Annotated in this window: 19 protein-coding genes; 12 read left to right on the top strand and 7 right to left on the bottom strand. The window is 61.0% G+C overall.

Features of this window, described 5'->3' with window-relative positions:
- The first annotated feature begins 13 nt into the window (after nucleotides 1-13).
- On the top strand, nucleotides 14-1,288 hold the full coding sequence (gene fabF / locus CCX46_RS21560; RefSeq protein ID WP_127929266.1) for a beta-ketoacyl-ACP synthase II: 1,275 nt from the start codon (nucleotides 14-16) through the stop codon (nucleotides 1,286-1,288).
- Here the strand turns inward: fabF and CCX46_RS21555 are convergent.
- From CCX46_RS21555 to eat, 3 genes are all read right to left on the bottom strand, one after another.
- Entirely contained in the window at nucleotides 1,285-1,839 is a 555-nt protein-coding gene (locus tag CCX46_RS21555; protein ID WP_127929265.1) for a TetR/AcrR family transcriptional regulator, read from the bottom strand. The genes fabF and CCX46_RS21555 overlap by 4 nt on opposite strands.
- A 137-nt stretch (nucleotides 1,840-1,976) precedes the next feature.
- Nucleotides 1,977-2,144 (bottom strand): DUF2897 family protein, encoded by a 168-nt coding sequence (locus CCX46_RS21550; protein WP_095120497.1) that lies wholly within the window; start codon nucleotides 2,142-2,144, stop codon nucleotides 1,977-1,979.
- Nucleotides 2,145-2,273: 129 nt separating this feature from the next.
- A complete protein-coding gene (gene eat / locus CCX46_RS21545; RefSeq protein WP_127929264.1) occupies nucleotides 2,274-3,638 on the bottom strand; it encodes an ethanolamine permease in 1,365 nt (454 codons plus the stop codon).
- Between the two features lie 393 nt (nucleotides 3,639-4,031).
- Here eat and kdpF point away from each other — a divergent pair, with 393 nt between their 5' ends.
- The 6 genes from kdpF to CCX46_RS21515 all read left to right on the top strand — a co-directional run bounded on the left by kdpF (nucleotide 4,032) and on the right by CCX46_RS21515 (nucleotide 12,322).
- Entirely contained in the window at nucleotides 4,032-4,121 is a 90-nt protein-coding gene (kdpF, locus tag CCX46_RS21540) for a K(+)-transporting ATPase subunit F (RefSeq protein ID WP_007899818.1), read from the top strand.
- A gap of 8 nt (nucleotides 4,122-4,129) precedes the next feature.
- Entirely contained in the window at nucleotides 4,130-5,824 is a 1,695-nt protein-coding gene (gene kdpA, locus CCX46_RS21535; protein ID WP_127929263.1) for a potassium-transporting ATPase subunit KdpA, read from the top strand.
- Nucleotides 5,825-5,834: 10 nt separating this feature from the next.
- Nucleotides 5,835-7,898, top strand: a complete 2,064-nt coding sequence (gene kdpB, locus CCX46_RS21530; protein WP_127929262.1) for a potassium-transporting ATPase subunit KdpB — start codon at nucleotides 5,835-5,837, stop codon at nucleotides 7,896-7,898.
- Nucleotides 7,899-8,242: 344 nt separating this feature from the next.
- Nucleotides 8,243-8,788, top strand: a complete 546-nt coding sequence (gene kdpC / locus CCX46_RS21525; protein ID WP_127929261.1) for a potassium-transporting ATPase subunit KdpC — start codon at nucleotides 8,243-8,245, stop codon at nucleotides 8,786-8,788.
- Between the two features lie 138 nt (nucleotides 8,789-8,926).
- Nucleotides 8,927-11,578, top strand: coding sequence for a sensor histidine kinase (locus CCX46_RS21520; RefSeq protein ID WP_127929260.1), 2,652 nt, complete (start codon nucleotides 8,927-8,929; stop codon nucleotides 11,576-11,578).
- A gap of 48 nt (nucleotides 11,579-11,626) precedes the next feature.
- Nucleotides 11,627-12,322, top strand: a complete 696-nt coding sequence (locus tag CCX46_RS21515; RefSeq protein ID WP_127929259.1) for a response regulator — start codon at nucleotides 11,627-11,629, stop codon at nucleotides 12,320-12,322.
- Nucleotides 12,323-12,431: 109 nt separating this feature from the next.
- Here CCX46_RS21515 and CCX46_RS21510 read toward each other — a convergent pair whose 3' ends face one another.
- Nucleotides 12,432-13,478: a patatin-like phospholipase family protein gene (locus tag CCX46_RS21510; RefSeq protein ID WP_127929258.1), complete on the bottom strand. Its 1,047-nt coding sequence runs from the start codon at nucleotides 13,476-13,478 to the stop codon at nucleotides 12,432-12,434.
- 216 nt (nucleotides 13,479-13,694) lie between these two features.
- Here CCX46_RS21510 and CCX46_RS21505 point away from each other — a divergent pair, with 216 nt between their 5' ends.
- The 3 genes from CCX46_RS21505 (at nucleotide 13,695) to CCX46_RS21490 (ending at nucleotide 15,852) form a co-directional block, all read left to right on the top strand.
- The gene (locus CCX46_RS21505; RefSeq protein ID WP_016770894.1) at nucleotides 13,695-13,973 is read left to right on the top strand and encodes a hypothetical protein; all 279 of its coding nucleotides are present in this window, start codon (nucleotides 13,695-13,697) and stop codon (nucleotides 13,971-13,973) included.
- Nucleotides 13,974-14,052: 79 nt separating this feature from the next.
- Nucleotides 14,053-14,817, top strand: coding sequence for a CHAD domain-containing protein (locus CCX46_RS21500; RefSeq protein ID WP_127929257.1), 765 nt, complete (start codon nucleotides 14,053-14,055; stop codon nucleotides 14,815-14,817).
- Nucleotides 14,818-15,057: 240 nt separating this feature from the next.
- Nucleotides 15,058-15,852 (top strand): acyl-CoA thioesterase, encoded by a 795-nt coding sequence (locus CCX46_RS21490; RefSeq protein WP_127929255.1) that lies wholly within the window; start codon nucleotides 15,058-15,060, stop codon nucleotides 15,850-15,852.
- 1 nt (nucleotide 15,853) lies between these two features.
- Here the strand turns inward: CCX46_RS21490 and CCX46_RS21485 are convergent, their stop codons facing one another.
- The 3 genes from CCX46_RS21485 to CCX46_RS21475 form a co-directional block, all read right to left on the bottom strand.
- Nucleotides 15,854-16,219: an Mpo1-like protein gene (locus CCX46_RS21485; RefSeq protein WP_127929254.1), complete on the bottom strand. Its 366-nt coding sequence runs from the start codon at nucleotides 16,217-16,219 to the stop codon at nucleotides 15,854-15,856.
- Between the two features lie 212 nt (nucleotides 16,220-16,431).
- Nucleotides 16,432-17,913 (bottom strand): methyl-accepting chemotaxis protein, encoded by a 1,482-nt coding sequence (locus CCX46_RS21480; RefSeq protein ID WP_127929253.1) that lies wholly within the window; start codon nucleotides 17,911-17,913, stop codon nucleotides 16,432-16,434.
- Nucleotides 17,914-18,115: 202 nt separating this feature from the next.
- Nucleotides 18,116-18,931: a TatD family hydrolase gene (locus tag CCX46_RS21475; protein WP_127929252.1), complete on the bottom strand. Its 816-nt coding sequence runs from the start codon at nucleotides 18,929-18,931 to the stop codon at nucleotides 18,116-18,118.
- Nucleotides 18,932-19,167: 236 nt separating this feature from the next.
- Here CCX46_RS21475 and CCX46_RS21470 point away from each other — a divergent pair, with 236 nt between their 5' ends.
- The gene (locus CCX46_RS21470; RefSeq protein WP_127929251.1) at nucleotides 19,168-20,589 is read left to right on the top strand and encodes a transglycosylase SLT domain-containing protein; all 1,422 of its coding nucleotides are present in this window, start codon (nucleotides 19,168-19,170) and stop codon (nucleotides 20,587-20,589) included.
- 111 nt (nucleotides 20,590-20,700) lie between these two features.
- Nucleotides 20,701-21,135 (top strand): DoxX family protein, encoded by a 435-nt coding sequence (locus CCX46_RS21465; protein ID WP_127929250.1) that lies wholly within the window; start codon nucleotides 20,701-20,703, stop codon nucleotides 21,133-21,135.
- Nucleotides 21,136-21,238 lie beyond the last annotated feature (103 nt).

Raw genomic sequence — 21,238 nt, 5'->3', positions numbered from 1 at the left:
AGGTCACCACGTTATGGATTCGCGTCGAATAGTTGTCACGGGCATGGGCCTGGTTTCTCCATTGGGTAGCGATGTCGAGGTTGTATGGCAGCGCTTGCTGGCCGGGCGCTCTGGTCTGCGTAATCTGCCGGACTCAGTGATTGCTGATTTGCCCACGCGAGTCGGCGGCGCAGTGCCGACGCTGGAAGAGGATGCTGAAGCAGGTTTCGATCCGGATCGCGCCACGCCACCCAAGGAACAGAAGAAGATGGACCGCTTCATTCTGTTCGCGATGGAAGCTGCCCGGCAGGCGCTGGAGCAGGCTGGCTGGCACCCTTCAGATAGCAAAAGCCAAGAGCGTACCGCAACGATCATCGGTTCCGGTGTCGGTGGTTTCGGGGCGATTGCCGACGCCGTGCGCACAACTGACAGCCGTGGACCGCGGCGTTTGTCACCGTTCACTATTCCATCCTTCCTGGTCAATCTGGCTGCCGGGCATGTATCGATCCAGCACGGTCTGAAGGGGCCTCTGGGTGCACCGGTGACGGCCTGTGCTGCCGGCGTTCAAGCGATAGGTGATGCCGCGCGTCTGATCCGGGCCGGCGAAGCGGATATTGCCGTGTGTGGCGGCGCGGAAGCCTGCATCGACCGCGTCAGTCTGGCGGGATTCGCGGCAGCGCGGGCCCTGTCCAGCGGTTACAACGACACCCCGCAGCGTGCCTCGCGGCCGTTCGACAGTGGGCGTGACGGCTTCGTGATGGGCGAGGGCGCGGGCCTCTTGGTGATCGAATCCCTGGAGCATGCCTTGGCTCGTGGCGCGACACCGTTGGTGGAACTGGTCGGTTACGGCACCAGTGCCGATGCCTATCACCTGACGGCCGGGCCGGAGGATGGCAGCGGCGCGCGCCGGGCAATGACATTGGCTTTGGCGCAGGCAGGTATTGCTGCTGATCAGGTGCAACACCTCAACGCCCATGCCACATCGACCCCGGTCGGGGATCTGGGTGAATTGGCGGCGATCAAAAGTGTTTTCGGCGAAGAGAATAAAATCGCGGTGACGTCGACAAAATCGGCCACAGGTCATCTGCTCGGCGCTGCCGGTGGGCTTGAAGCGATTTTCACGCTATTGGCGATTCGTGATCAGGTGGTGCCGCCGACTTTGAATTTCGACAATCCCGATCCGGCGAGCGCAGGTGTAGACATTGTTCATGGCCAGGCGCGGCCGATGTCGATCGAATATGCACTGTCCAACGGTTTCGGCTTCGGCGGGGTCAACGCCAGCGTGCTGTTCAAGCGCTGGCAGGCTTAATCCCGGTTCTTGAGATGATCGCGGGTGACATCGAGGATGCGTTGCGCAAACTCGGTATCCGCGACACTGCGTGACAGCAGCAGCGCGCCGACCAGAGTCGACATGATAAAGATGGCGCGATCGGCGCTGTTCTCGCCTTCGAGGCTGTTTTCGATCTGCTCCAGCCGTGCCTTGAGTACGACATCACTGGTGGGACTCGGTTGCCCGCGCAGCCCCAGTTCGGAAGAAATGGTCAGCAGCGGGCAGCCCTCATGGGGCGACGTTTGATGCCATTCGGACAGATACGTCTCGATGAAGACATCGAGCGGATTATCCTGTGAAAAAATCTCGGCACATAACCCGTCGACCTGGTTGCCGGCCTCTTGCAAAGCCTTCTCGACCAATTCGTCCTTGGACTTGAAATGTGAGTAGAAACCGCCATGGGTCAAACCCAGCGCTTTCATCAGGGGTTGCAGACCGGTAGCGCCGATTCCGTCCTTGCGAAAGCGTGCCGAAGCCTCCTTGATGATGCGCTGATGGGTCTGGGCTTTATGGTCCTGCGAATAACGCATCTGGAACTCTCCGCAACAATGCCCCCATCTTAACCAAGGAAAATTAGATGGTGACCGTACTTCTACTTCTTAAAAGCGTGCGGATAGGTCCAATGGCTATAAAAAGCACAAACCCCGCCGATCAGGCGGGGTTGTGTTCAACGGTCTTGGGCGTCTTTGGCGTCCGCTTCGGCATTGCGTTGGGCAACGCGCTTGCGTTCTTCATCGGTCAGATCGACCTTGTTGGCGGTGTCGCGCAACATCATCAATCCCCCCACGATCGAGCCGATTGCAACGACCAGAATCAACCAGGCATACCAAGGCATAACGGCTCTCCTTAATGGCAGGTCGACGGACGAGGATTTCGCCGTGCAACGCTGCATACCACTTTTGAGCGAAGTGAACTCGCAGTGGTTCCATTCTAGGCCGCTTACACCCGGTACACCCGTAATCCCTCAATTACCTGTCAACATCGCATCGGCCGGTGCGTCGGCACGCAGTTGTCCGGTCAGCAGGAAGTAGCCGAAACCGACCGCCATGAAGCCAAGGAAGATCAAGCCGATCAACGCGTTGAACCACGCCATCGCCACCAGACACACCACCGCCAGCACCAAGGCAATCAGCGGAATCAACGGATAGCACGGCGCGCGGAAAGTACGCTCGAGATTGGGTTCCGATTTACGCAGTTTGAACAGGCTGAGCATGCTCATGATGTACATCACGATGGCGCCGAACACGGCCATGGTGATCATCGCGGCGGTAAGGGTCATGCCGCCGAGGTTGAACAGGCCGTCGCTGTAAATCGCGGCAATGCCGATGATGCCGCCGACAATAATTGCCCGGTGCGGCGTCTGGAAGCGCGAGAGTTTCGCCAGCGAAGCGGGAAGATAGCCGGCGCGGGCGAGGGCGAAGAACTGCCGCGAGTAGCCAAGAATGATTCCGTGGAAACTCGCCACCAGACCGAACAGGCCGATCCATACCAGCATGTGCAGCCAGCCGGAGTTGTCGCCGACCACGGTTTTCATCGCCTGCGGCAACGGGTCGTTGATGTTGGCCAGGGTGCGCCAGTCGCCGACGCCACCGGCAAAGAACATCACACCCATCGCCAGCAACACCAGGGTCAGGATGCCGCTGATGTAGGCCTTGGGAATCGTGCGCTTCGGGTCTTTGGCTTCTTCGGCGGCCATGGCGGCGCCTTCGATGGCGAGGAAGAACCAGATCGCAAACGGAATGGCCGCGAACATCCCGGCAATCGCTGGCACGCCAAATACATCCGACCCCGCCCAGCCATTGAGCGCGAAGTTGCTGAAGCTGAACGCCGGCGCAACCACGCCCATGAACACCAGCAACTCGGCGACGGCCAGCACGCAAACAATCAGCTCGAACGTGGCCGCCAGCTTCACGCCAAGAATGTTCAGGCCCATGAACACGATGTAGGCGCCGACCGCCGCGTGTTTCGGATCGAGTGCCGGAAACTGCACATTAAGGTAGGCGCCAATCGCCAGGGCAATGGCCGGTGGCGCGAAGACGAATTCGATCAGCGTCGCCAGGCCTGCGATCAATCCACCTTTTTCACCGAAGGCGCGGCGGCTGTAGGCAAACGGCCCACCCGCATGGGGAATCGCGGTGGTCAGTTCGGTGAAACTGAAGATAAAGCAGGTGTACATGGTCGCGACCATGAACGAGGTCACCAGGAAACCCAGCGTTCCGGCCACGCCCCAGCCATAACTCCAGCCGAAGTATTCCCCGGAAATCACCAGCCCTACGGCGATGCCCCACAGGTGCAAAGTGCCCAGCGTGGGTTTGAGTTGTGTGTTCATGCGGTTGCTCCCTGAACGGTTTGGAAAGCTCGGGGGAGGGTGTGTGCAGTGGGCGTGCCATTGCGCTGAAACAAGTCGTAATGAGTTGAATGCTGTCGTATCGGGGATGTTTGTTGGGGGATGGCTGCTTTTTGTGCGCCACTTGGGTGCGATGTTGGCGGTTATGCCGTCTTCGCGAGCAGGCTCGCTCCCACAGGGGAGTGCATTTCAAAATGCGAGCCTGCGCGCGATGAGGCCCGCCCATACAGCGCAAAACCCACCTGTAAAGCCTGCATAAACCCACTCTTTACGCTTTCTTTATGCACAGCCAACACCCTCGCTCTCGTTCCTTTACAGCCTCCTTTCCGACAATGCCTGCACACGCGGCAATACGCCGTAACACGGAGATCTTCCATGAGCGTTCTGGACGGGGTGTCACTGCTGTTGGCAGTGGGGCTGTTCATTTATCTGTTGGTTGCGCTGTTGCGCGCGGATCGGAACTAGGAGCGGCTATGCACAGTTATGACTATTGGCTGATCCTCGCGTTCTTTGCGGTGGTCTTGCTACCGGCGCCGTTCCTCGGGCGCTTCTACTACAAAGTGATGGAAGGTCAGCGTACCTGGCTGACACCGGTTCTCGGCCCGGTCGAGCGCGGTTGCTACCGCATCGCCGGTGTCGACCCCGAGGCTGAACAGAGCTGGCAGAAGTACACGCTGGCACTGCTCGCCTTCAACCTTGCCGGTTTCCTGCTGCTGTTCGCGATTCTGTTGTTCCAGGATCACTTGCCGCTGAACCCGCAAAATCTGCCGGGCCAGGAATGGACCCAGGCGTTCAACACCGCGGTCAGTTTCATGACCAACACCAACTGGCAGTCCTACAGCGGTGAAGCGACGCTCAGCTATCTGAGCCAGATGGTCGGCCTCACCGTGCAGAACTTCGTCAGCGCCGCCACCGGCCTCGCCGTGCTGGTCGCGCTGTGCCGTGGCATCGGCCGCAAATCGACGAAAACCCTCGGCAACTTCTGGGTCGACATGACCCGCGCCACCCTCTACGGCCTGTTGCCGCTGTGCCTGCTGCTGGCGCTGTATCTGGTCTGGCAGGGCGTGCCGCAAACCTTCGCGCAGTATGTGAACGCAGTGACGATGCAGGGTGTTGATCAAGTGATCCCGCTTGGCCCGGCCGCCAGTCAGATTGCGATCAAGCAACTGGGCACCAACGGTGGTGGCTTCTTCGGCGTCAACTCGGCGCATCCGTTCGAGAACCCGACCGCGTGGAGCAACTTGTTCGAAGTCGCGTCGATCATTCTGATTCCGGTGGCGCTGGTGTTCACCTTCGGCCACTACGTCAAGGACCTGCGTCAGAGCCGCGCGATCATCGCCTGCATGCTGGCGCTGTTCCTGATCGGTGGCGCGACCTCGCTGTGGGCCGAATATCAACCGAACCCGACTCTGAACAACGCTGCCGTTGAACAGACGGCACCGCTGGAAGGTAAAGAAGCGCGCTTCGGCACCACTGCGACCGTGCTCTGGTCGGTGACGACGACGGCGGCCTCGAACGGCTCGGTCAACGGTATGCACGACAGCCTCAATCCGCTTAGCGGCATGGTTGCGCTGGTCAACATGATGGTTGGCGAAGTGATCTTCGGCGGCGTCGGTGCCGGGCTCTACGGCATGTTGCTCAACGTGCTGATCGCGGTGTTCCTCGCCGGTCTGATGATCGGGCGAACCCCGGAATACCTCGGCAAGAAACTGCAGGCGCGGGAAGTGCAATTGTTGGTCGTGACCCTGTTGGTGATGCCGGTTGGCGTGCTGGTGCTCGGTGCGATTGCCGCCGCGGTTCCCAGTGCTGCGGCGACCATCAGCAACCCCGGCCCGCACGGTTTCAGCCAGTTGCTGTATGCCTACACCTCGGCGAGCGCCAACAACGGCTCGGCGTTCGGTGGTCTGAGCGCGAACACACCGTTCCATAACCTGATGCTGGGCCTGGGCATGTTGATCGGCCGCTTCGGTTACATCCTCCCGGTTCTGGCCCTGGCCGGCAGCCTGGCGATGAAGAAAACCGCACCGATCGGCCAGAACAGCTTTCCGACTCATGGCCCGCTGTTCGTGACCCTGCTGACCGTGACCATTTTGCTGGTGGGCGGCCTGACCTTTCTGCCGACTCTGGCGCTCGGCCCGATTGCCGAACATTTAAGTATGGGCTTCTAAGGAATCCATCATGAATATGCACGTTCCTGCAAAACCTGCAGAGCCGACCAAGTCGGCAGAAGCACCGAAAACCGCGATCTCGGCCCTGTGGCGGCCGGCGCTGGTGCAAGCCTTCGTCAAGCTCGACCCTCGGCAATTGAAGCGTTCGCCGGTGATGCTGGTGGTCGAACTGACCGCGATTTTCACCACCGTGCTGTGCTTCATTCCCGACGCCGATGTGCCAACTTTTGTTGCTGCACAAATCGCCCTGTGGCTGTGGTTCACCGTGCTGTTCGCCAACTTCGCCGAAGCCTTGGCCGAAGGTCGCGGCAAGGCCCGCGCCGACAGCCTCAAGGCTGGCAGCGAAGGCCTCAGCGCCCGGCGCAAACTGGCCAACGGCAGCTTTCAAGTGGTGCCGGCAGCGAGCCTGCGAAAGGGTGATGTGGTGCGCGTCGAAGCCGGGGAGATGATCCCCGGTGACGGCGAAGTCATCGAAGGCATCGCGGCAGTCAACGAAGCGGCGATCACCGGTGAATCGGCGCCGGTGATTCGCGAATCCGGCGGCGACCGCTCGGCCGTCACTGGCAACACGCGACTGGTCTCTGACTGGTTGCTGGTGCAGATCACCGCCAACCCCGGCGAGTCGACGCTCGACCGCATGATCGCGCTGGTCGAAGGCGCCAAACGCCAGAAAACTCCGAACGAAGTGGCGCTGGATATCCTGCTGATCGGTCTGACCCTGATCTTCCTGCTGGTGGTCGTGACGCTGCAACCGTTCGCCCATTTCGCCAATGGCAGCCTGCCGCTGGTGTTCCTCGTGGCGCTGCTGGTTACGCTGATCCCGACCACCATTGGCGGTTTGCTGTCGGCGATCGGTATTGCCGGGATGGATCGTCTGGTTCGCCTCAACGTGATCGCCAAATCCGGTCGCGCCGTGGAAGCGGCGGGCGACGTGCATGTGCTGCTGCTGGACAAGACCGGCACCATCACCTTCGGCAACCGTCGTTGCAGTGCGGTGTATGCCGCGCCCGGTGTGAATGGTCGCGAACTGGCCGAAGGCGCGCTGTTCGCTTCGCTGGCCGACGAAACCGCTGAAGGTAAATCCATCGTCGAATACCTGCGCGGTCTGCATCCGCAACCTGAGCCGGCGCCGGAAACCTTGACCGCTGTGCCGTTCAGCGCTGAAACCCGTTTGTCCGGCGTCGACTATCAGGGCCGTGTCTACCGCAAAGGCGCGGTGGATTCGCTGCTGAGTTTCCTCGGCCAGAAACGTTCGGATCTGGCCCCGGCACTGTCGCGGGAAATCGACAAGATTGCCCAGAGCGGCGGCACCCCGTTGCTGGTCTGCGCCGACGGCAAACTGCTTGGCGCGATCCACCTCAAAGATGTGGTCAAACCGGGCATCCGCGAGCGTTTCGCCGAACTGCGCAAACTCGGTATTCGCACCGTAATGGTCACCGGTGACAACCCGCTGACCGCTGCCGCCATTGCCGCTGAAGCAGGGGTCGATGACGTCCTCGCCGAAGCCACCCCGGAGAAAAAACTCGCGCGCATTCGCCACGAGCAGAACGACGGACGTCTGGTGGCGATGTGCGGTGACGGTGCCAACGACGCGCCGGCGCTGGCTCAGGCTGACGTCGGCATGGCGATGAACGACGGCACACAAGCAGCACGCGAAGCGGCGAACATGGTCGACCTCGACAGCGATCCGACCAAGCTGCTCGACGTGGTGCAGATCGGCAAGGAATTGCTGGTGACCCGTGGTGCGCTGACGACCTTTTCCATCGCCAACGACGTGGCTAAATACTTCGCGATTCTGCCAGCGCTTTTCGCCTCGATTTATCCGCAACTGGGCGTGCTGAACATCATGCAGTTGACCAGTCCGCAGAGCGCGATTCTCTCGGCCATCGTCTTCAACGCCTTGATCATCGTTGTGCTGATTCCGTTGGCACTGCGTGGTGTGCGCGTGCAGGCAGCGAGTGCGGCGGCGTTGTTGCGACGCAATTTGTTGATCTATGGATTGGGCGGGATTCTGGTGCCGTTTGTGGGGATCAAGGCGATCGACATGTTGCTCACGGCGCTGCATCTGGTGTGAGTCTCAGAAGAGCCCCTCACCCTAGCCCTCTCCCGGGGGGAGAGGGGACTGACCGAGGTGCTTGTGGGAGCTACACCGACTTGAGATACCGAGCTGAACTCAGGTTTTGAACTGCACAAAGATCGGCTCCCTTTCCTCTTGTCACCTTCGTGGGAGAGGGGACTGACCGAGGTGTTTACGAGAGCTACACCGACTTGAAATACCGAGCTGAACCCAGGTTTTGAAAAGCACATAAATCGGCTCCCTTTCCCCCTCGCCCCCTTGGGGGAGAGGGCTGGGGTGAGGGGGAAAAGATCCCCCTGACACCCCACCAAAGTTTGCCCAACGAATTCGAGGATTTTGCTATGTCCACAATGATACGTCCGGCCCTGAGCCTGCTGGTGCTGATGACCCTGGTCACCGGCGTTGCCTATCCACTGGTGGTGACGGGTGTCGCGCAAGTCGCATTTCCCGCTCAAGCCAACGGCAGCCTGGTGCACGACGCCGCTGGCAAGGTCCGTGGCTCGTCGCTGATCGCCCAGGATTTTGTCGGCGATGCCTGGTTCCATGCACGTCCCTCCGCCGGTGCCTTCGCGACCGTTTCCAGCAGCGCGAGCAACCTGGCACCGAGCAATCCGGCGCTCGCCACACGGGTGATCGATGAGGCCAACAAACTGCAGGTTTCGGGTCAAGGTCCGGTGCCATTGGCCTTGCTGACCACTTCCGGCAGCGGCCTCGATCCACACTTGCCACCGGCAGCAATTGCCTATCAACTGGCGCGTGTCGCGACAGCACGCAATCTGCCGGTGTCGACCTTGCAGCAACTGCTCGATGCGCACATCGAGCAGCCGCTGGTGGGGCCGCCGGTGGTGAATGTGCTGGAGCTGAATATGGCACTGGAAAAACTGTAGTCGATGCTCGTTCCCACGCTCTGCGTGGGAATGCATCAATAGACGCTCTGCGTCTGCTTTTATGGGACGCAGAGCGTCCCGGGCTGCATTCCCACGCAGAGCGTGGGAACGATCAATCAGGAAGAGAGAGCATCAAGCATGAGCGACTCCGGCCGCGCCGACGCGCTGTTAGCAGACCTGCCCCGTGACGGCCGTGGCCGCCTGAAGGTTTTTCTCGGTGCCGCCCCCGGTGTCGGCAAGACCTACGCCATGCTCCAGGCTGCGCACACGCAACTGCGCCAAGGCGTGAAAGTCATCGCTGGCGTCGTCGAAACCCACGGCCGGGCGGAAACCGAAGCGCTGCTCGGCGGCTTGCCGCAGCAGCCACTGGTGCGCTCGGAATACCGTGGCGTGATGCTCGAAGAAATGGACCTCGACGGCCTGCTCGCCGCCAAGCCGAAACTTGTGCTGGTGGATGAACTCGCTCACAGCAACGCCCCCGGCAGTCGCCACGCGAAACGCTGGCAAGACATTCAGGAACTGCTCGCCGCCGGCATCGACGTGTTCACCACGGTCAACGTCCAGCACCTGGAAAGCCTCAACGACCAAGTGCGCGGCATTACCGGTGTGCAGGTGCGCGAGACGCTGCCCGACTGGGTGTTGCAAGAAGCTTATGAACTGCTGCTGATCGACCTGCCGCCGCGCGAATTGCTCGAGCGCTTGCGCGAAGGCAAGGTCTACGTGCCCGAGCAGGCGCGCGCAGCGATCGATGCGTTTTTCACCCAGACCAACCTCACTGCACTGCGCGAACTGGCGATGCAAACGGCTGCCGCGCAGGTCGACAACGATCTCGCCCAAGGCTATCGCCAACTCGGTCAGGCCGCGCCAGCGGTGCGTGGCCGATTACTGGTCGGCGTTGATGGTGACGCGCAGGCCGAACGCCTCGTGCGCCACGCCAGTCGCGTCGCTCAGCGTCGGCATCTGCCGTGGAGTCTGGTGCACGTCGATAACGGTGCGGTGCGTGATGAGCAATCGCGTCTGCGCCTGCAAAGCGCTCAGCAATTGGCGGAGCGCCTCGGTGGTGAAGTGGTTTTATTGCGCGCCGGTGAGGTGGCGAAAACCTTGGTCCAGCATGCTGCCGAGCGCCGTGCGAGTCTGGTGTTGGTCGGCCAGTCTCGGCCGAGTTGGCGTCGTCGACTGTTCGGTGGTGGCTTGGCGGCGCGTCTGTTGCGTCAGGCCCATGGGCTGGAAATCAACGTCCTCGACAATGATCATGAACACCCGCAGGCGCGCCCGCGAAACCCGCTGACACTGGTGTGGTTCGACTATGCGCTGGCGCTGGTCGCCACGGTGTTGGCCAGTGCCTTGGCGTGGGCAGTGTCGAGTGTGTTGCCGTTGCCGAACATCTCGCTGGTGTTCCTTGCGGCCGTGTTGCTGGTCGCGGTGCGCAGCAGCCTCGGCCCGGCGCTGGCCTGTGCGGCGCTGTCGTTTCTGACCTACGATTTTCTGTTCATTCCGCCGAATTTTTCCTTCAGCATCCAGCGTGAAGAAGACGTGCTGACCCTGCTGTTTTTCCTGTTGATGGCAGCACTGACCGGCAACCTCGCGGCGCGTCAGCGGCGGCAGTTGCAGGCCTTGCGCGACACCCAGGAGGAGACCACCGAACTGCTCGACCTGTCGCGCAAACTCACCGCCGCGACCGACCGCCAAGCCGTGGTCAGCGCCGCTGCGCAGCACCTCAACGGCTGGAGCGATCTGCAACTGTGTCTGCTTAACCGCGACGGCCAGGGCGGCTGGAAAGTCGAGACCGGCGGCCCGCTGCAATTCACCGAAGCCGAGCGCGCGGCTGCAGACTGGGCCTGGCAGCACGATCAGCCAGCGGGCATGGGCACCGGCACGTTGCCGTTCGGGCGTTGGTGGTGGTGGCCGCTGTCAGTCGAAGACGGGCCGCTGGCGTTGCTCGGTGTCTGCGCGAAAGAAGGCCAGACCTTGAGTGGCCAGCGTCGCCGCTTGCTCACCGCATTGAGTCAGCCGCTCGCACAAGCGCTGGCGCGCGCGCAATTGGCGGACGATCTGGAAGCCGCGCGCCTGCACGGTGAAACCGAACAACTGCGCAGTGCCTTGCTGGCCTCCGTGTCCCACGATTTGCGCACGCCGCTGACCGCCATGCGCGGCAGTATCGACAGCCTGTTGGCCCTCGGCGAGGCGATCCCGCTGGAAGACCGTCGCGAACTGCTCGAAGGCACCCGCGATGAAGCCGAACGCCTCGACCGCTACATTCAGAATCTGCTCGACATGACCCGCCTCGGCCACGGTGCGCTGAAGCTGGCGCGGGACTGGGTGTCGCCCGCCGACATCGTCGGCAGTTCGCTCAATCGTTTGCGTGCAGTGCTCGCGCCGCTGCAGGTCAGCACCGATGTGCCGGCCGAGCTGCCGCTGCTGTTCGTGCATGCCGCGCTGATCGAGCAGGCGCTGGTCAATGTGCTGGAAAACGCAGCGCGTTTCTCACCCGTTCACGGTCGCTTGCAACTCAGTGCGGGAGCGAATGACGAGGAGATTTTCTTCTCGGTCAGCGATGAAGGGCCGGGGATTCCCGAGGATGAACGGGCGAAGATTTTCGACATGTTCTACACCGCTGCCCGGGGTGATCGCGGGGGGCAGGGCACCGGCCTCGGGCTGGCGATCTGTCAGGGCATGGTCGGCGCGCACGGCGGTCGTATCAGTGTCGCCGACGGCATCGACGGGCGCGGCACCTGCATCACCTTGCACTTGCCGTTGCAGACGCAACCGGGGATGGACGATGAAGCCTGATTGCGACTGCGCTACTCTCTTGCCACTCTTTTGTGTTGATGTGAATTCATGAGCCAGACCGCGACCATTTTGGTCATCGACGACGAACCGCAGATTCGCAAGTTCCTGCGCATCAGCCTCGCTTCCCAAGGCTACAAAGTGCTCGAGGCTGGCACGGGTGCCGAGGGGCTGGCGCAGGCCGCCTTGAACAAGCCGGACTTGCTGGTGCTCGATTTAGGCCTGCCGGACATGGACGGCCAGCAAGTGCTGCGCGAGTTTCGCGAATGGGCCACGGCGCCGGTGCTGGTGCTGTCGGTGCGCGCCAGCGAAGGACAGAAAGTCCAGGCACTGGATGGCGGCGCCAATGACTACGTGACCAAGCCGTTTGGTATTCAGGAATTTCTCGCCCGGGTGCGTGCGTTGTTGCGTCAGGCACCGGCGGGGGAGGCGCAGCAGGCGGCGTTGAGTTTCGGCCCGTTGACGGTGGATCTGGCCTATCGGCGGGTGCTGCTCGACGGCGTCGAAGTGGCGCTGACGCGCAAGGAATACGCGGTGCTGGCGCAACTGGCACGGCATCCGGGGCGAGTGATTACCCAGCAGCAATTGCTCAAGGATATCTGGGGGCCGACGCACACCGAGGACAGCCATTATCTGCGGATTGTGGTGGGGCATTTGCGGCAGAAACTGGCGGATGATCCGACGCGGCCGCGGTTTATTGTCACGGAGGCCGGGGTTGGCTATCGGCTATTGAGTGATGTTGGCTGATCTGGCCTCTTCGCGAGCAGGCTCGCTCCCACACTGGATCTGCGTCGTTCACAAATCCCCTGTGGGAGCGAGCCTGCTCGCGAAGGCGGCCTTGAGACAACGGAGAGCTTCAAGGCTCTCTGCTCTGCTCACTGTCATACCGATCCAGCGTATCCCGCGCAATCTCGCGCCCCAACGCGATCAACTCCGGCGCCTTGTAGAACTCGAAAAACCGGCACACCCGCTTCGGTACGTTGATCAGGATGTCCGGCGGATATCCGGCAATCTTGTACTGCGCCAGCGAGGTCTGCATCACCTCGAAACTCTGGTTGATCAAATCCAGCAACGAGGCCGGCCCGACGTTATCGATGATGAACGAACCGGTCGCCGATTTCGGTGCGCCTTCACGCTCGGGCGCGGCCGCCGGTTGTTGACTCTCCGGCTCGGCGCCGTCCAGCCAGGGATTGATGTCCGCCGCTTCGGCGCGCAGCGCTTCCTGTTCGAGCCGCAACAATTGCTCGGCCTGTGTTCGGCGGAACGGCATCTTCGATCCCAGCGAACTGATCAGGCTGTCGAAGCGTGAGCGGAACGCGGCCGGGCGCTGGATGACTGGCAATTTGTAGTGACGCTGGTTGGTCGAGTTGAGATTGACCGCAATGATCAGATCACAGTGGCTCGACACCACCGGCACGATCGGCAACGGGTTGAGAATGCCGCCGTCGACCAGCATGCGATTGCCTTGCATCACCGGCGTGAACAGGCTGGGAATCGCCGCCGAGGCGCGCATCGCCTGATGCAGGCAGCCTTCCTGAAACCAGATTTCCTGCTGGTTGGTGAGGTCGGCGGCGACGGCGGTGTAGGGGATGCGCAAGTCTTCGATGTTGATTTCGCCGACGATCTTGCGGATCTGCCCGAAGACCTTTTCGCCGCGAATCGCACCGAGCCGGAAACTCACGTCGACCAGCCGCAGCACATCCAGATAGTCGAGACTTTCGATCCAGTTCTTGTAAACGTCGAGTTTACCGGCGGCGTAGATCCCGCCGACTACCGCGCCCATCGAACACCCGGCAATGCAGGCGATGTCGTAACCGCGTCGTTCGATCTCTTCAATGACTCCGATATGGGCATAACCCCGGGCGCCACCGGAGCCCAGCACCAGTGCGACACGCTTTTTCATCAAACTTCCTCCCGACAAGGTTGCACAATGCACCCATCGCCGGGTCGGCTCAATCGCCGAAGTCGTTCAGTGCGCCAGTGACGTCGTTTTTTCGATACTGCATGACCCTTCGGCGCTATCCTTCTCAGTTGCGCGGTTTCACCCGCCGGCAAGGCACTTTTTCGCAGCCTTACCGTCTTACCTGCACGACTGTTGACCTATTTTGAGGTGTGAGTGATGAAAGCCTGGATCTGTGTGCCGTTGATGGCTCTGGTATTGGCCGGTTGCGCCGGTAAAACCGCTTACCGCGACAGCTGCGGCAGCCAGCTCGACGCGGCCTGGCATGAGCTGGATCTGGCCAAGGCCGAAGGCTTTGCCGGCACCGTCAGCTATTCCAAAGCGTTGTCGCTGCTGACCGCCGCGAAGACCCAGCAACAATTCGAAGGCTTTGAAGGTTGCAGCAAGAAGGCCGAGAAGGCGCGTTTCTACATTCGCGAATCCCGCGCCGGCCGCTAAGCTGCTGACGTGAAGCAAGGAGGCTGCGTTCACTGGGCAGCAGAATGATCGTCAGAGCCATTTGAATCAGGAGCAAGTGATGTCTGCGTTGGTTGATCGGTTGGTGGCTCATGTCCTGAGTCTGGAGGTGCGGCTGCTGGCCTGTCAGGCGCGATTGACGGCACGTACCGACCCCGAGGCGCTGCATGATCTGCGCACCACGGTGCGGCGCTTGCGCAGCCTGTTGCGGCCATTGCGCGGTTTGCCCGGTGTCGAGCAACTGGAAGACGCCGCTTCGGCGGTCGGCCAATTGACCACGCCGTGGCGGGATCGCGAAGTGTTGGCGGCGTACTTGCTTCAGCATGATCAGCCTGAAGCTGCGCAACGCCGCATGGCGCAAATGGCCGAGGCCTATCCGGCGCTGGCGGCGAGTGCCGAGGTGGCTTCGCTGTTGATGATTCTCGATGCTTTCCCGCGTTTCCTGCGTGCTTCCCAGCGTCAGGGATTGCTCAAGGGCTTGGACAAGCGCATCGAAAAACGCCTCGGCAAGCAATGGCAGAAACTCGACGAGGCGCTGCACGATCCCGCTCACGACCGCCATCGCTTGCGTTTGCTGATCAAACGCGTGCGCTACGGCATCGAAGCTTATCCCGAACTGGACCGCTTGCCCGCCGCGGCGCTGAAGCGATTGAAGTCTGCGCAAGGCGCGTTGGGCGACTGGCACGATTGCTGGCAATGGTTGGCGAAAGCTGAGCTTGAGGCTGATCTTCAACCGTGCGTCGCCACTTGGCAGGCGACCATGATCAAAGCCGAAACCCAGGCTGATCGCGTGCTGGAAAAACTCAGTTCAGCCTGTTTCAAATAACTCTCCATTCACAAGAACTCCTGTGGGAGCGAGCCTGCTCGCGAAAGCGCTGGTTCAGACGGCAAATATGTCGACTGACACGGCCTCTTCGCGAGCAGGCTCGCTCCCACAGGGTGTTGTGTGTGTTAGGAAGCCTGGTAAGGCCTTTCTGTCAGTCTCTTTGACCGGAATAGACGCTGCGGCGCTGTGCAGGTCTGGTTAAGATCCCTGCATTACTTTCTCGTTTTCTGAGGTTGCCCCATGCGCTTTAGCGATCTGCTCGATGCGGTCCGCCGCCAACCGGAACTGACGATTCCTGCCGAATGGGGTCAGGGCCGTGCCAGTTTCGGTGGTCTGGTGGCCGCGCTGCAATACCAAGCCATGCGTGCGAAAGTCCCGGCGGATCGCCCGGTGCGTTCCCTGGCGATCACCTTTGTTGGACCGGTCGAGCCTGAAGTCCCGGTGAGCTTCGAAGTGGAGGTGCTGCGCGAAGGCAAAGCCGTCAGCCAGGTCATGGGCCGGGCGATGCAGAATGGTCAGGTGGTGACCATCGTCCAAGGCAGTTTCGGTGCCTCGCGGCCGTCGGAGGTGGCAGTCGAAGCGTATCCGGCGCCATCTATGAAGCACTGGGACGAATGCCAGGAGTTGCCCTATATCAAAGGCGTGACCCCGGAATTCATGCGTCATCTGGCGATGCGCTGGAGTGTCGGTGGAATGCCGTTCACCGGCAATCAATCGCGGCTGATGGGCGGCTGGGTGCGGTTACGCGGGGATGTCAAAGACGAGCCGGTCAATGAAGCGCATTTGTTGGCCCTAGTGGATGCGTGGCCACCCGCGCTGCTGCCGTATCTGAAGAAGCCTGCGCCGGGCAGCACCTTGACCTGGACCATCGAATTCGTGCAGCCGCTACGGGACTTGAGCACGCTGGACTGGTGCCAATACCTCGCCGACATCGAATACGCGGCCGACGGTTACGGCCATGTCGCCGCCAAGCTGTGGAGCGCGGAAGGTGAGCTGATTGCGATGAGTCGCCAGACGGTGACGATCTTCGCCTGATTCAATGCCGACGGTGGCGCTCACGCCAAGCGCGCCACCAGCCGCCACTGAGAAAGAAGCGCGGAAAAGTCAGAAACTGCTCGACCAGTAACCGCGACACCGCATCTTTACGATCACTGAACGGCTCGGAGGCTTGCGTCTCCAGACTGTGGCCGTGACGCTGCAAACCCAGCGCCGCGACGATTCCGATCACGCCGATGGCGACGCTGGCCAGACTCAGGCTGAACACCCCGGAGACAATCAGCAGAAACGCGACGATGAATAACGGCACAGCGATCAGGTGCAACACCAGATTGGTCGGGTGCTGATGATTGCCCGGGTACGCGCGCCATTGCCACGCGGGAAGGTTGGGGTGACGTTTGCCCATGTTTTCTACTCCTCGATCCATGTTGAACTCATGGTTGAAGAATAGGCCCGGGCGCGGAGGGCGGCGAATCAAGGTTGGCTATTGAAGTGATAGGCGTCATCGCAGGATTCGATGTCGCCCCGTCTGACGCCTTCGCGAGCAGGCTCGCTCCCACAAGGGATTTGTATGCGCACCGATCCAATGCGGGAGCGAGCCTGCTTGCGAAGGGGGCGTCAGAGCTTCAATTGACCTATGGCCTTGCTCAACTCCCCAGCCAACGTCGCCAATTCATTACTGGTCGTCGCCGAATCCACCGTTTGCTGCACGGTGTTCTCGGTCACATCGCGAATACTTACCACCGCCCGGTTCATCTCCTCGGCAACTTGGCTTTGCTGCTCGGCCGCCACGGCAATCTGCGTATTGCTTTCGCGCATCTGCGCCACCGCTCCGGTGATCTCCGCCAGCGCCGCGCCGGCCTCTTGCGCCTGCTGCACGCAGTCGTCGGCCTTGTACGAACTCTCCTGCATGACGTCCACCGCGTCGCGAGTGCCAGCCTGCAAGGCCGAGACCATCGTGGTGATCTCGTCGGTCGAGGTCTGCACCCGTTTCGCCAGATTGCGCACCTCATCGGCGACCACGGCAAACCCTCGGCCCATTTCACCGGCGCGGGCCGCTTCGATGGCGGCGTTCAAGGCGAGCAAGTTGGTCTGCTCGGCAATGCTGTGAATCACGCTGACCACGCCGTTGATCTTCTGACTGTCCTCGGCCAGCCGTTGAATCATCTCGGCCGTCTGCTGAACACCGCTGGACAGCCCGGCAATCGACTGCTGCACCCGGGCGACCACTTGCTGACCGCTGCCGGCGAGGCCGTCGGCGGTCTGCGAGAGGTCGCGGGTGGCGCCGGCGTGTTGGGCGATGTGATAAACGGTGGCGGTCATTTCATTGATCGCCGTGGCCGCCTGATCGGTTTCGCTCTGCTGACCGAGCATGCCGTGGCGCACTTCGTTCATGCTCGATGCCAGTCGCGCCGCGCCGACATCCAGTTGCCGCGCGGTGTTGGCGACGGTGGTCACAACGCGCTGGTAACCGGCCTGCATCGCGTTAAACGCATTGGCCATCTGCCCGACTTCATCTTTGCCGGCCAGCGGTACTCGGGCCGAGAGATCGCCGCTTTTCTCGACGTGGAGCATCACGTCTTTCAGCGTGTTGAGCTGGCTGAGCAGGAAACGGATCAGCAGTTGCGAGGCACACAGCATGGCGAACATCAGAATGAACACCGCCACCGCGTAATTGGCGAAACGCTCGCTGAACACCTGACTCAGGCTCGGGCCGTAGGCAATCACCGCGACCTGTTGACCGTCGGCGCGGCTGAACACCTCAGCGCCCATCAACGGGTTGTCGCCGAACAGCGGCAGGTGATTGATCTCGTTCCAACCGTTGCTTTCCGTGATTTCCAGCAAGGGTTGATCGTTCAGGCGCGGTGCTTCGCCGCGCTTGAAGGTCAGCACCTGATCGGCTTTAGGCAATGGCTGCCCGGCCGGCCAAGCCTTGAGCAGTTGCGCCTGGGCCTGTGCGGAGGCTTGTGAGGCGTGACCGCGCGCCTGTTGTTCGAGCTGCACGGCGTACAGCACCAGCAGCAGGGTGGTGACGAAGGCGACCGCATTGACCGCCCAGAATTTGTATTTCAGCGAGATATTGCTAAGCCAGGCACCCATGGAGGTCTTCTCTGATAGCGGAAACAGTTTTGGCAAGGTGCCATTATTGTGCCGCTATGCAGGTCGGAAGATCTTGATATGAGTCAACAGGGCGCATTGTTCCCCCTGTGGGAGCGAGCCTGCTCGCGAAGAGGGCGTGTCAGTCAACATCATTGCCATCTGAACCACCGCTTTCGCGAGCAGGCTCGCTCCCACAAGGGAATTATGGTGTGTCAGGAAGGGCCGGGAGGTTGTAGAACGCGCGGGCGCACGCGGTGGTGTGCGCTGCCAGATCCTCCTCGGTTTCGCCACGATGCAACGCCACTTCGCGCAGCACTTCAGTCAGATACCCCGGCTCATTGCGCCCGTTCTTTGGCTTCGGGCGCAGGGTGCGCGGCAGCAGATAAGGCGCATCGCTTTCCAGCATCAAGCGTCCACGTTTGATCTCTTTGACCAGCGGATGCAAATGCGTGCCACGGCGTTCGTCGCAGATCCAGCCAGTGATGCCGATGTGCAGATCCAGATCAAGGTAGCTGAACAGCGCCTTTTGCTCACCGGTGAAGCAATGCACGACAGCGGCGGGCAGGTGATCACGGAAGCCTTTGAGGATTTCCAACAGGCGCTGGCTGGCATCACGCTCATGCAGGAACACCGGCAATTGCAGTTCAACGGCTAAGGCCAAATGCTCTTCGAGGACTCTTTCCTGCTGTGGGCGCGGCGAGAAATCACGGTTGAAATCGAGACCGCATTCACCCACGGCAACGACGTTTTTCTCTTGCAGCAGGCTGCGCAAACGACGGGCACTGTCCGTGTTCCAGTCACTGGCCGAATGCGGGTGAATACCGGCGGTGGCGAACAGCCGTTGACCGCTCTCATCCAGTTGCTGGCACAGCTCCAGAGCCTGTTCGCTGCCCTCGACGCTGGTGCCGGTCAGCACCAGTTGGCAGACCCCGGCCGCATAGGCGCGGTCGAGTACGGCCTGGTGTTTGTCGGCGAAACTGGGGTTGGTCAGGTTGACGCCGATATCGATGAGTTGCATGGTTGCTACCTCGGGCCGAAGGCCGGAAAGCATACCAGAGCTGTAGATTCATAAGAAAAGCCAAGAACTACAACGAGTTATAGCTGTCTCTTGATGCCGCGACGCAGCCCGGTTTGGCAGAAGTGCCAGTACTGTGCCAGTCTCTCGCACTTTGCCAGCGCTCCAGGCGCTCTGTTTTCGTCGGTGATTTCGAACTCAAAGAGATGAAATCACCCCGTATTCTTTTCGGAGAGTGGATGATTCGTCCCTCGGTTTTGCTGCTGTTGTGTGGATCGTTGTTGCTGCCGATGACGGCGGTTGCGCGCCTGCCCGGGCCGCTGCAAGCCGTGCCGGCGGCCAAGGTGCGTGACTTGTCCGAGATTCGCAGCAGCCGGGTGTTGCGCGTACTGGTCAACCAGAGCCGCAACAGCTCCGGCGAAGTTCAGGGTCAGGCCATCGGCGTCGAATACCATCGCCTGCGTGCCTTCGAGCAATACCTCAATGGCCATGCCCGCGATGGCCAGGAAATCACCCTCAAGATCATTCCCAAAGCCAAGGACCAATTGCTCGGCGCCTTGCAGCGTGGCGAAGGTGATCTGGTCGCACCGGGTGAATTGCTCGATCTGCAATCTGGCTATGCCGTGGCCAGTAGCGAACCGATCGCCAGCAACGTGCCGCTGGTGTTGGTCGGGATCAAGGGTGAGCGCCGCTACACCAAGGTCGAGCAGCTCTCCGGTAAAACCCTGGCGCTGCCCACCGGCAGTGCGGCGGGGGAGGCGGTCAGTCAGCTCAATCAGAAACTGGCGTTGCACAAACTGGCGCCGATCAAGATCGAATGGGTTGATCCGACCCTGGCGGTCGAGGATGTACTGGAGATGGTTCAGGGCGGAATTTTTCACCTGACCATCGTCGAACAACCGATCGCCGAGCGCTGGGGCAAAATCCTGCCGAAACTGCGCTTTGACCGGCAATTGATGATCAGCGAGCCGGGCGAGGAGTACTGGTTCGTGCGCCGCGATGCTGCGATGTTGCGCGCGAGCATTGACCGCTTCCTCGGTGGTTACAAGAAACCGTCCAACGAAGATGCCGCGTTTCTGCGCATCTATCGCCGTCTCTATCAAGTCCACTATCCATTGGCCAAGGCTGATCGCCAACGTCTGGAAAAACTGCGCCCGACCCTGCAAAAGCACGCCCAGGCGCAGAACATGGACTGGCTCAATCTGGCCGCACTGGCGTTCAAGGAATCACGCCTGCAACCCAATGCCCGCAGCGGCAGTGGCCCGACCGGGCTGATGCAGATCACGCCTTCCGCCGCTCAGCGAGTCGGCGTGAGCAACATTCAGAATCTCGATGCGAATGTGCAGGCCGGGGCCAAGTACCTGGCAATGATTCGCCGCAAGTTCTTCAGCAGCCCCAAGCTCAATGAACGCGAGCGCATGGCGTTTACGCTGGCGGCCTACAACATCGGCCCCGAGCGCGTGCAGGGCATGCGCGCTGAGGCCCGACGCCGGGGGCTGAATCCTAACCAGTGGTTCTTCCAGGTCGAGCGCATCGCCATGGAGCAGGTAGGAATGGGGCCGGTCAGCTATGTTAATAGCGTGAACAAGTATTACTTGGCGTTCGACCGGGAGCGGGAGTCGTTGGAGCCCGGGGCGCAAAAAGTCGTCTCACGGAAATGATCTAATAAATTGATCGTTATGGCGGAATCTTTGCGCTTTTAACATGAAATTTACTGATTAATATAGCGGCCAACCAACACACACAACTTCTCGCAAAACAAGGAATGCCCCATGAGCTCTCTGATCAACAAAGTACTGTTCACCCGCGCTGGCTACGGTCTGACCATCCTGCGCATTGCGGTCGGCGTAATCTTCGCTGCGCACGGTTCGCAAAAGCTTTTCGGACTGTTCGGTGGTTATGGTCTGGCAGGTACGGCGCAGTACATGGACAGCATTGGTCTGCACCCGGGCTACCTGATGGCGACGCTGGCGGGCGGTACTGAGTTCTTCGCCGGCCTGGCCTTGATCATCGGCCTGCTGGTGCGTCCGGCAGCATTGGGTCTGACCTTCCTGTCGCTGGTGGCGATCTTCACCGTACACATCAGCAACGGTCTGTTTATGGCCAACAACGGTTACGAGTTCGCTCTCGTCCTGCTCGGTGGCAGCCTCGCTGTACTCATCGAAGGCGCCGGCAAGCTCTCGGTGGACCGCGCCATCGCCGGTTAACCGCTCTGGCTCAAGGAAAAGGCCCGCATTGTGCGGGCCTTTTTTGTTGCGGCTGATTCTTGACACTCATCGGTCACGTTCTCTAGGATGTTGCCCATGCGCC

The organism is Pseudomonas sp. RU47 (assembly GCF_004011755.1).
Taxonomy (GTDB): domain Bacteria; phylum Pseudomonadota; class Gammaproteobacteria; order Pseudomonadales; family Pseudomonadaceae; genus Aquipseudomonas.
This window is presented reverse-complemented; position numbering and strand designations above follow the sequence as displayed.

Coding starts and splice junctions, on each gene's coding strand:
- fabF (WP_127929266.1), top strand. CDS start 14: ATGGATTCGCGTCGAATAGTTGTCACGGGCATGGGCCTGGTTTCTCCA.
- CCX46_RS21555 (WP_127929265.1), bottom strand. CDS start 1,839: ATGCGTTATTCGCAGGACCATAAAGCCCAGACCCATCAGCGCATCATC.
- CCX46_RS21550 (WP_095120497.1), bottom strand. CDS start 2,144: ATGCCTTGGTATGCCTGGTTGATTCTGGTCGTTGCAATCGGCTCGATC.
- eat (WP_127929264.1), bottom strand. CDS start 3,638: ATGAACACACAACTCAAACCCACGCTGGGCACTTTGCACCTGTGGGGC.
- kdpF (WP_007899818.1), top strand. CDS start 4,032: ATGAGCGTTCTGGACGGGGTGTCACTGCTGTTGGCAGTGGGGCTGTTC.
- kdpA (WP_127929263.1), top strand. CDS start 4,130: ATGCACAGTTATGACTATTGGCTGATCCTCGCGTTCTTTGCGGTGGTC.
- kdpB (WP_127929262.1), top strand. CDS start 5,835: ATGAATATGCACGTTCCTGCAAAACCTGCAGAGCCGACCAAGTCGGCA.
- kdpC (WP_127929261.1), top strand. CDS start 8,243: ATGTCCACAATGATACGTCCGGCCCTGAGCCTGCTGGTGCTGATGACC.
- CCX46_RS21520 (WP_127929260.1), top strand. CDS start 8,927: ATGAGCGACTCCGGCCGCGCCGACGCGCTGTTAGCAGACCTGCCCCGT.
- CCX46_RS21515 (WP_127929259.1), top strand. CDS start 11,627: ATGAGCCAGACCGCGACCATTTTGGTCATCGACGACGAACCGCAGATT.
- CCX46_RS21510 (WP_127929258.1), bottom strand. CDS start 13,478: ATGAAAAAGCGTGTCGCACTGGTGCTGGGCTCCGGTGGCGCCCGGGGT.
- CCX46_RS21505 (WP_016770894.1), top strand. CDS start 13,695: ATGAAAGCCTGGATCTGTGTGCCGTTGATGGCTCTGGTATTGGCCGGT.
- CCX46_RS21500 (WP_127929257.1), top strand. CDS start 14,053: ATGTCTGCGTTGGTTGATCGGTTGGTGGCTCATGTCCTGAGTCTGGAG.
- CCX46_RS21490 (WP_127929255.1), top strand. CDS start 15,058: ATGCGCTTTAGCGATCTGCTCGATGCGGTCCGCCGCCAACCGGAACTG.
- CCX46_RS21485 (WP_127929254.1), bottom strand. CDS start 16,219: ATGGGCAAACGTCACCCCAACCTTCCCGCGTGGCAATGGCGCGCGTAC.
- CCX46_RS21480 (WP_127929253.1), bottom strand. CDS start 17,913: ATGGGTGCCTGGCTTAGCAATATCTCGCTGAAATACAAATTCTGGGCG.
- CCX46_RS21475 (WP_127929252.1), bottom strand. CDS start 18,931: ATGCAACTCATCGATATCGGCGTCAACCTGACCAACCCCAGTTTCGCC.
- CCX46_RS21470 (WP_127929251.1), top strand. CDS start 19,168: ATGATTCGTCCCTCGGTTTTGCTGCTGTTGTGTGGATCGTTGTTGCTG.
- CCX46_RS21465 (WP_127929250.1), top strand. CDS start 20,701: ATGAGCTCTCTGATCAACAAAGTACTGTTCACCCGCGCTGGCTACGGT.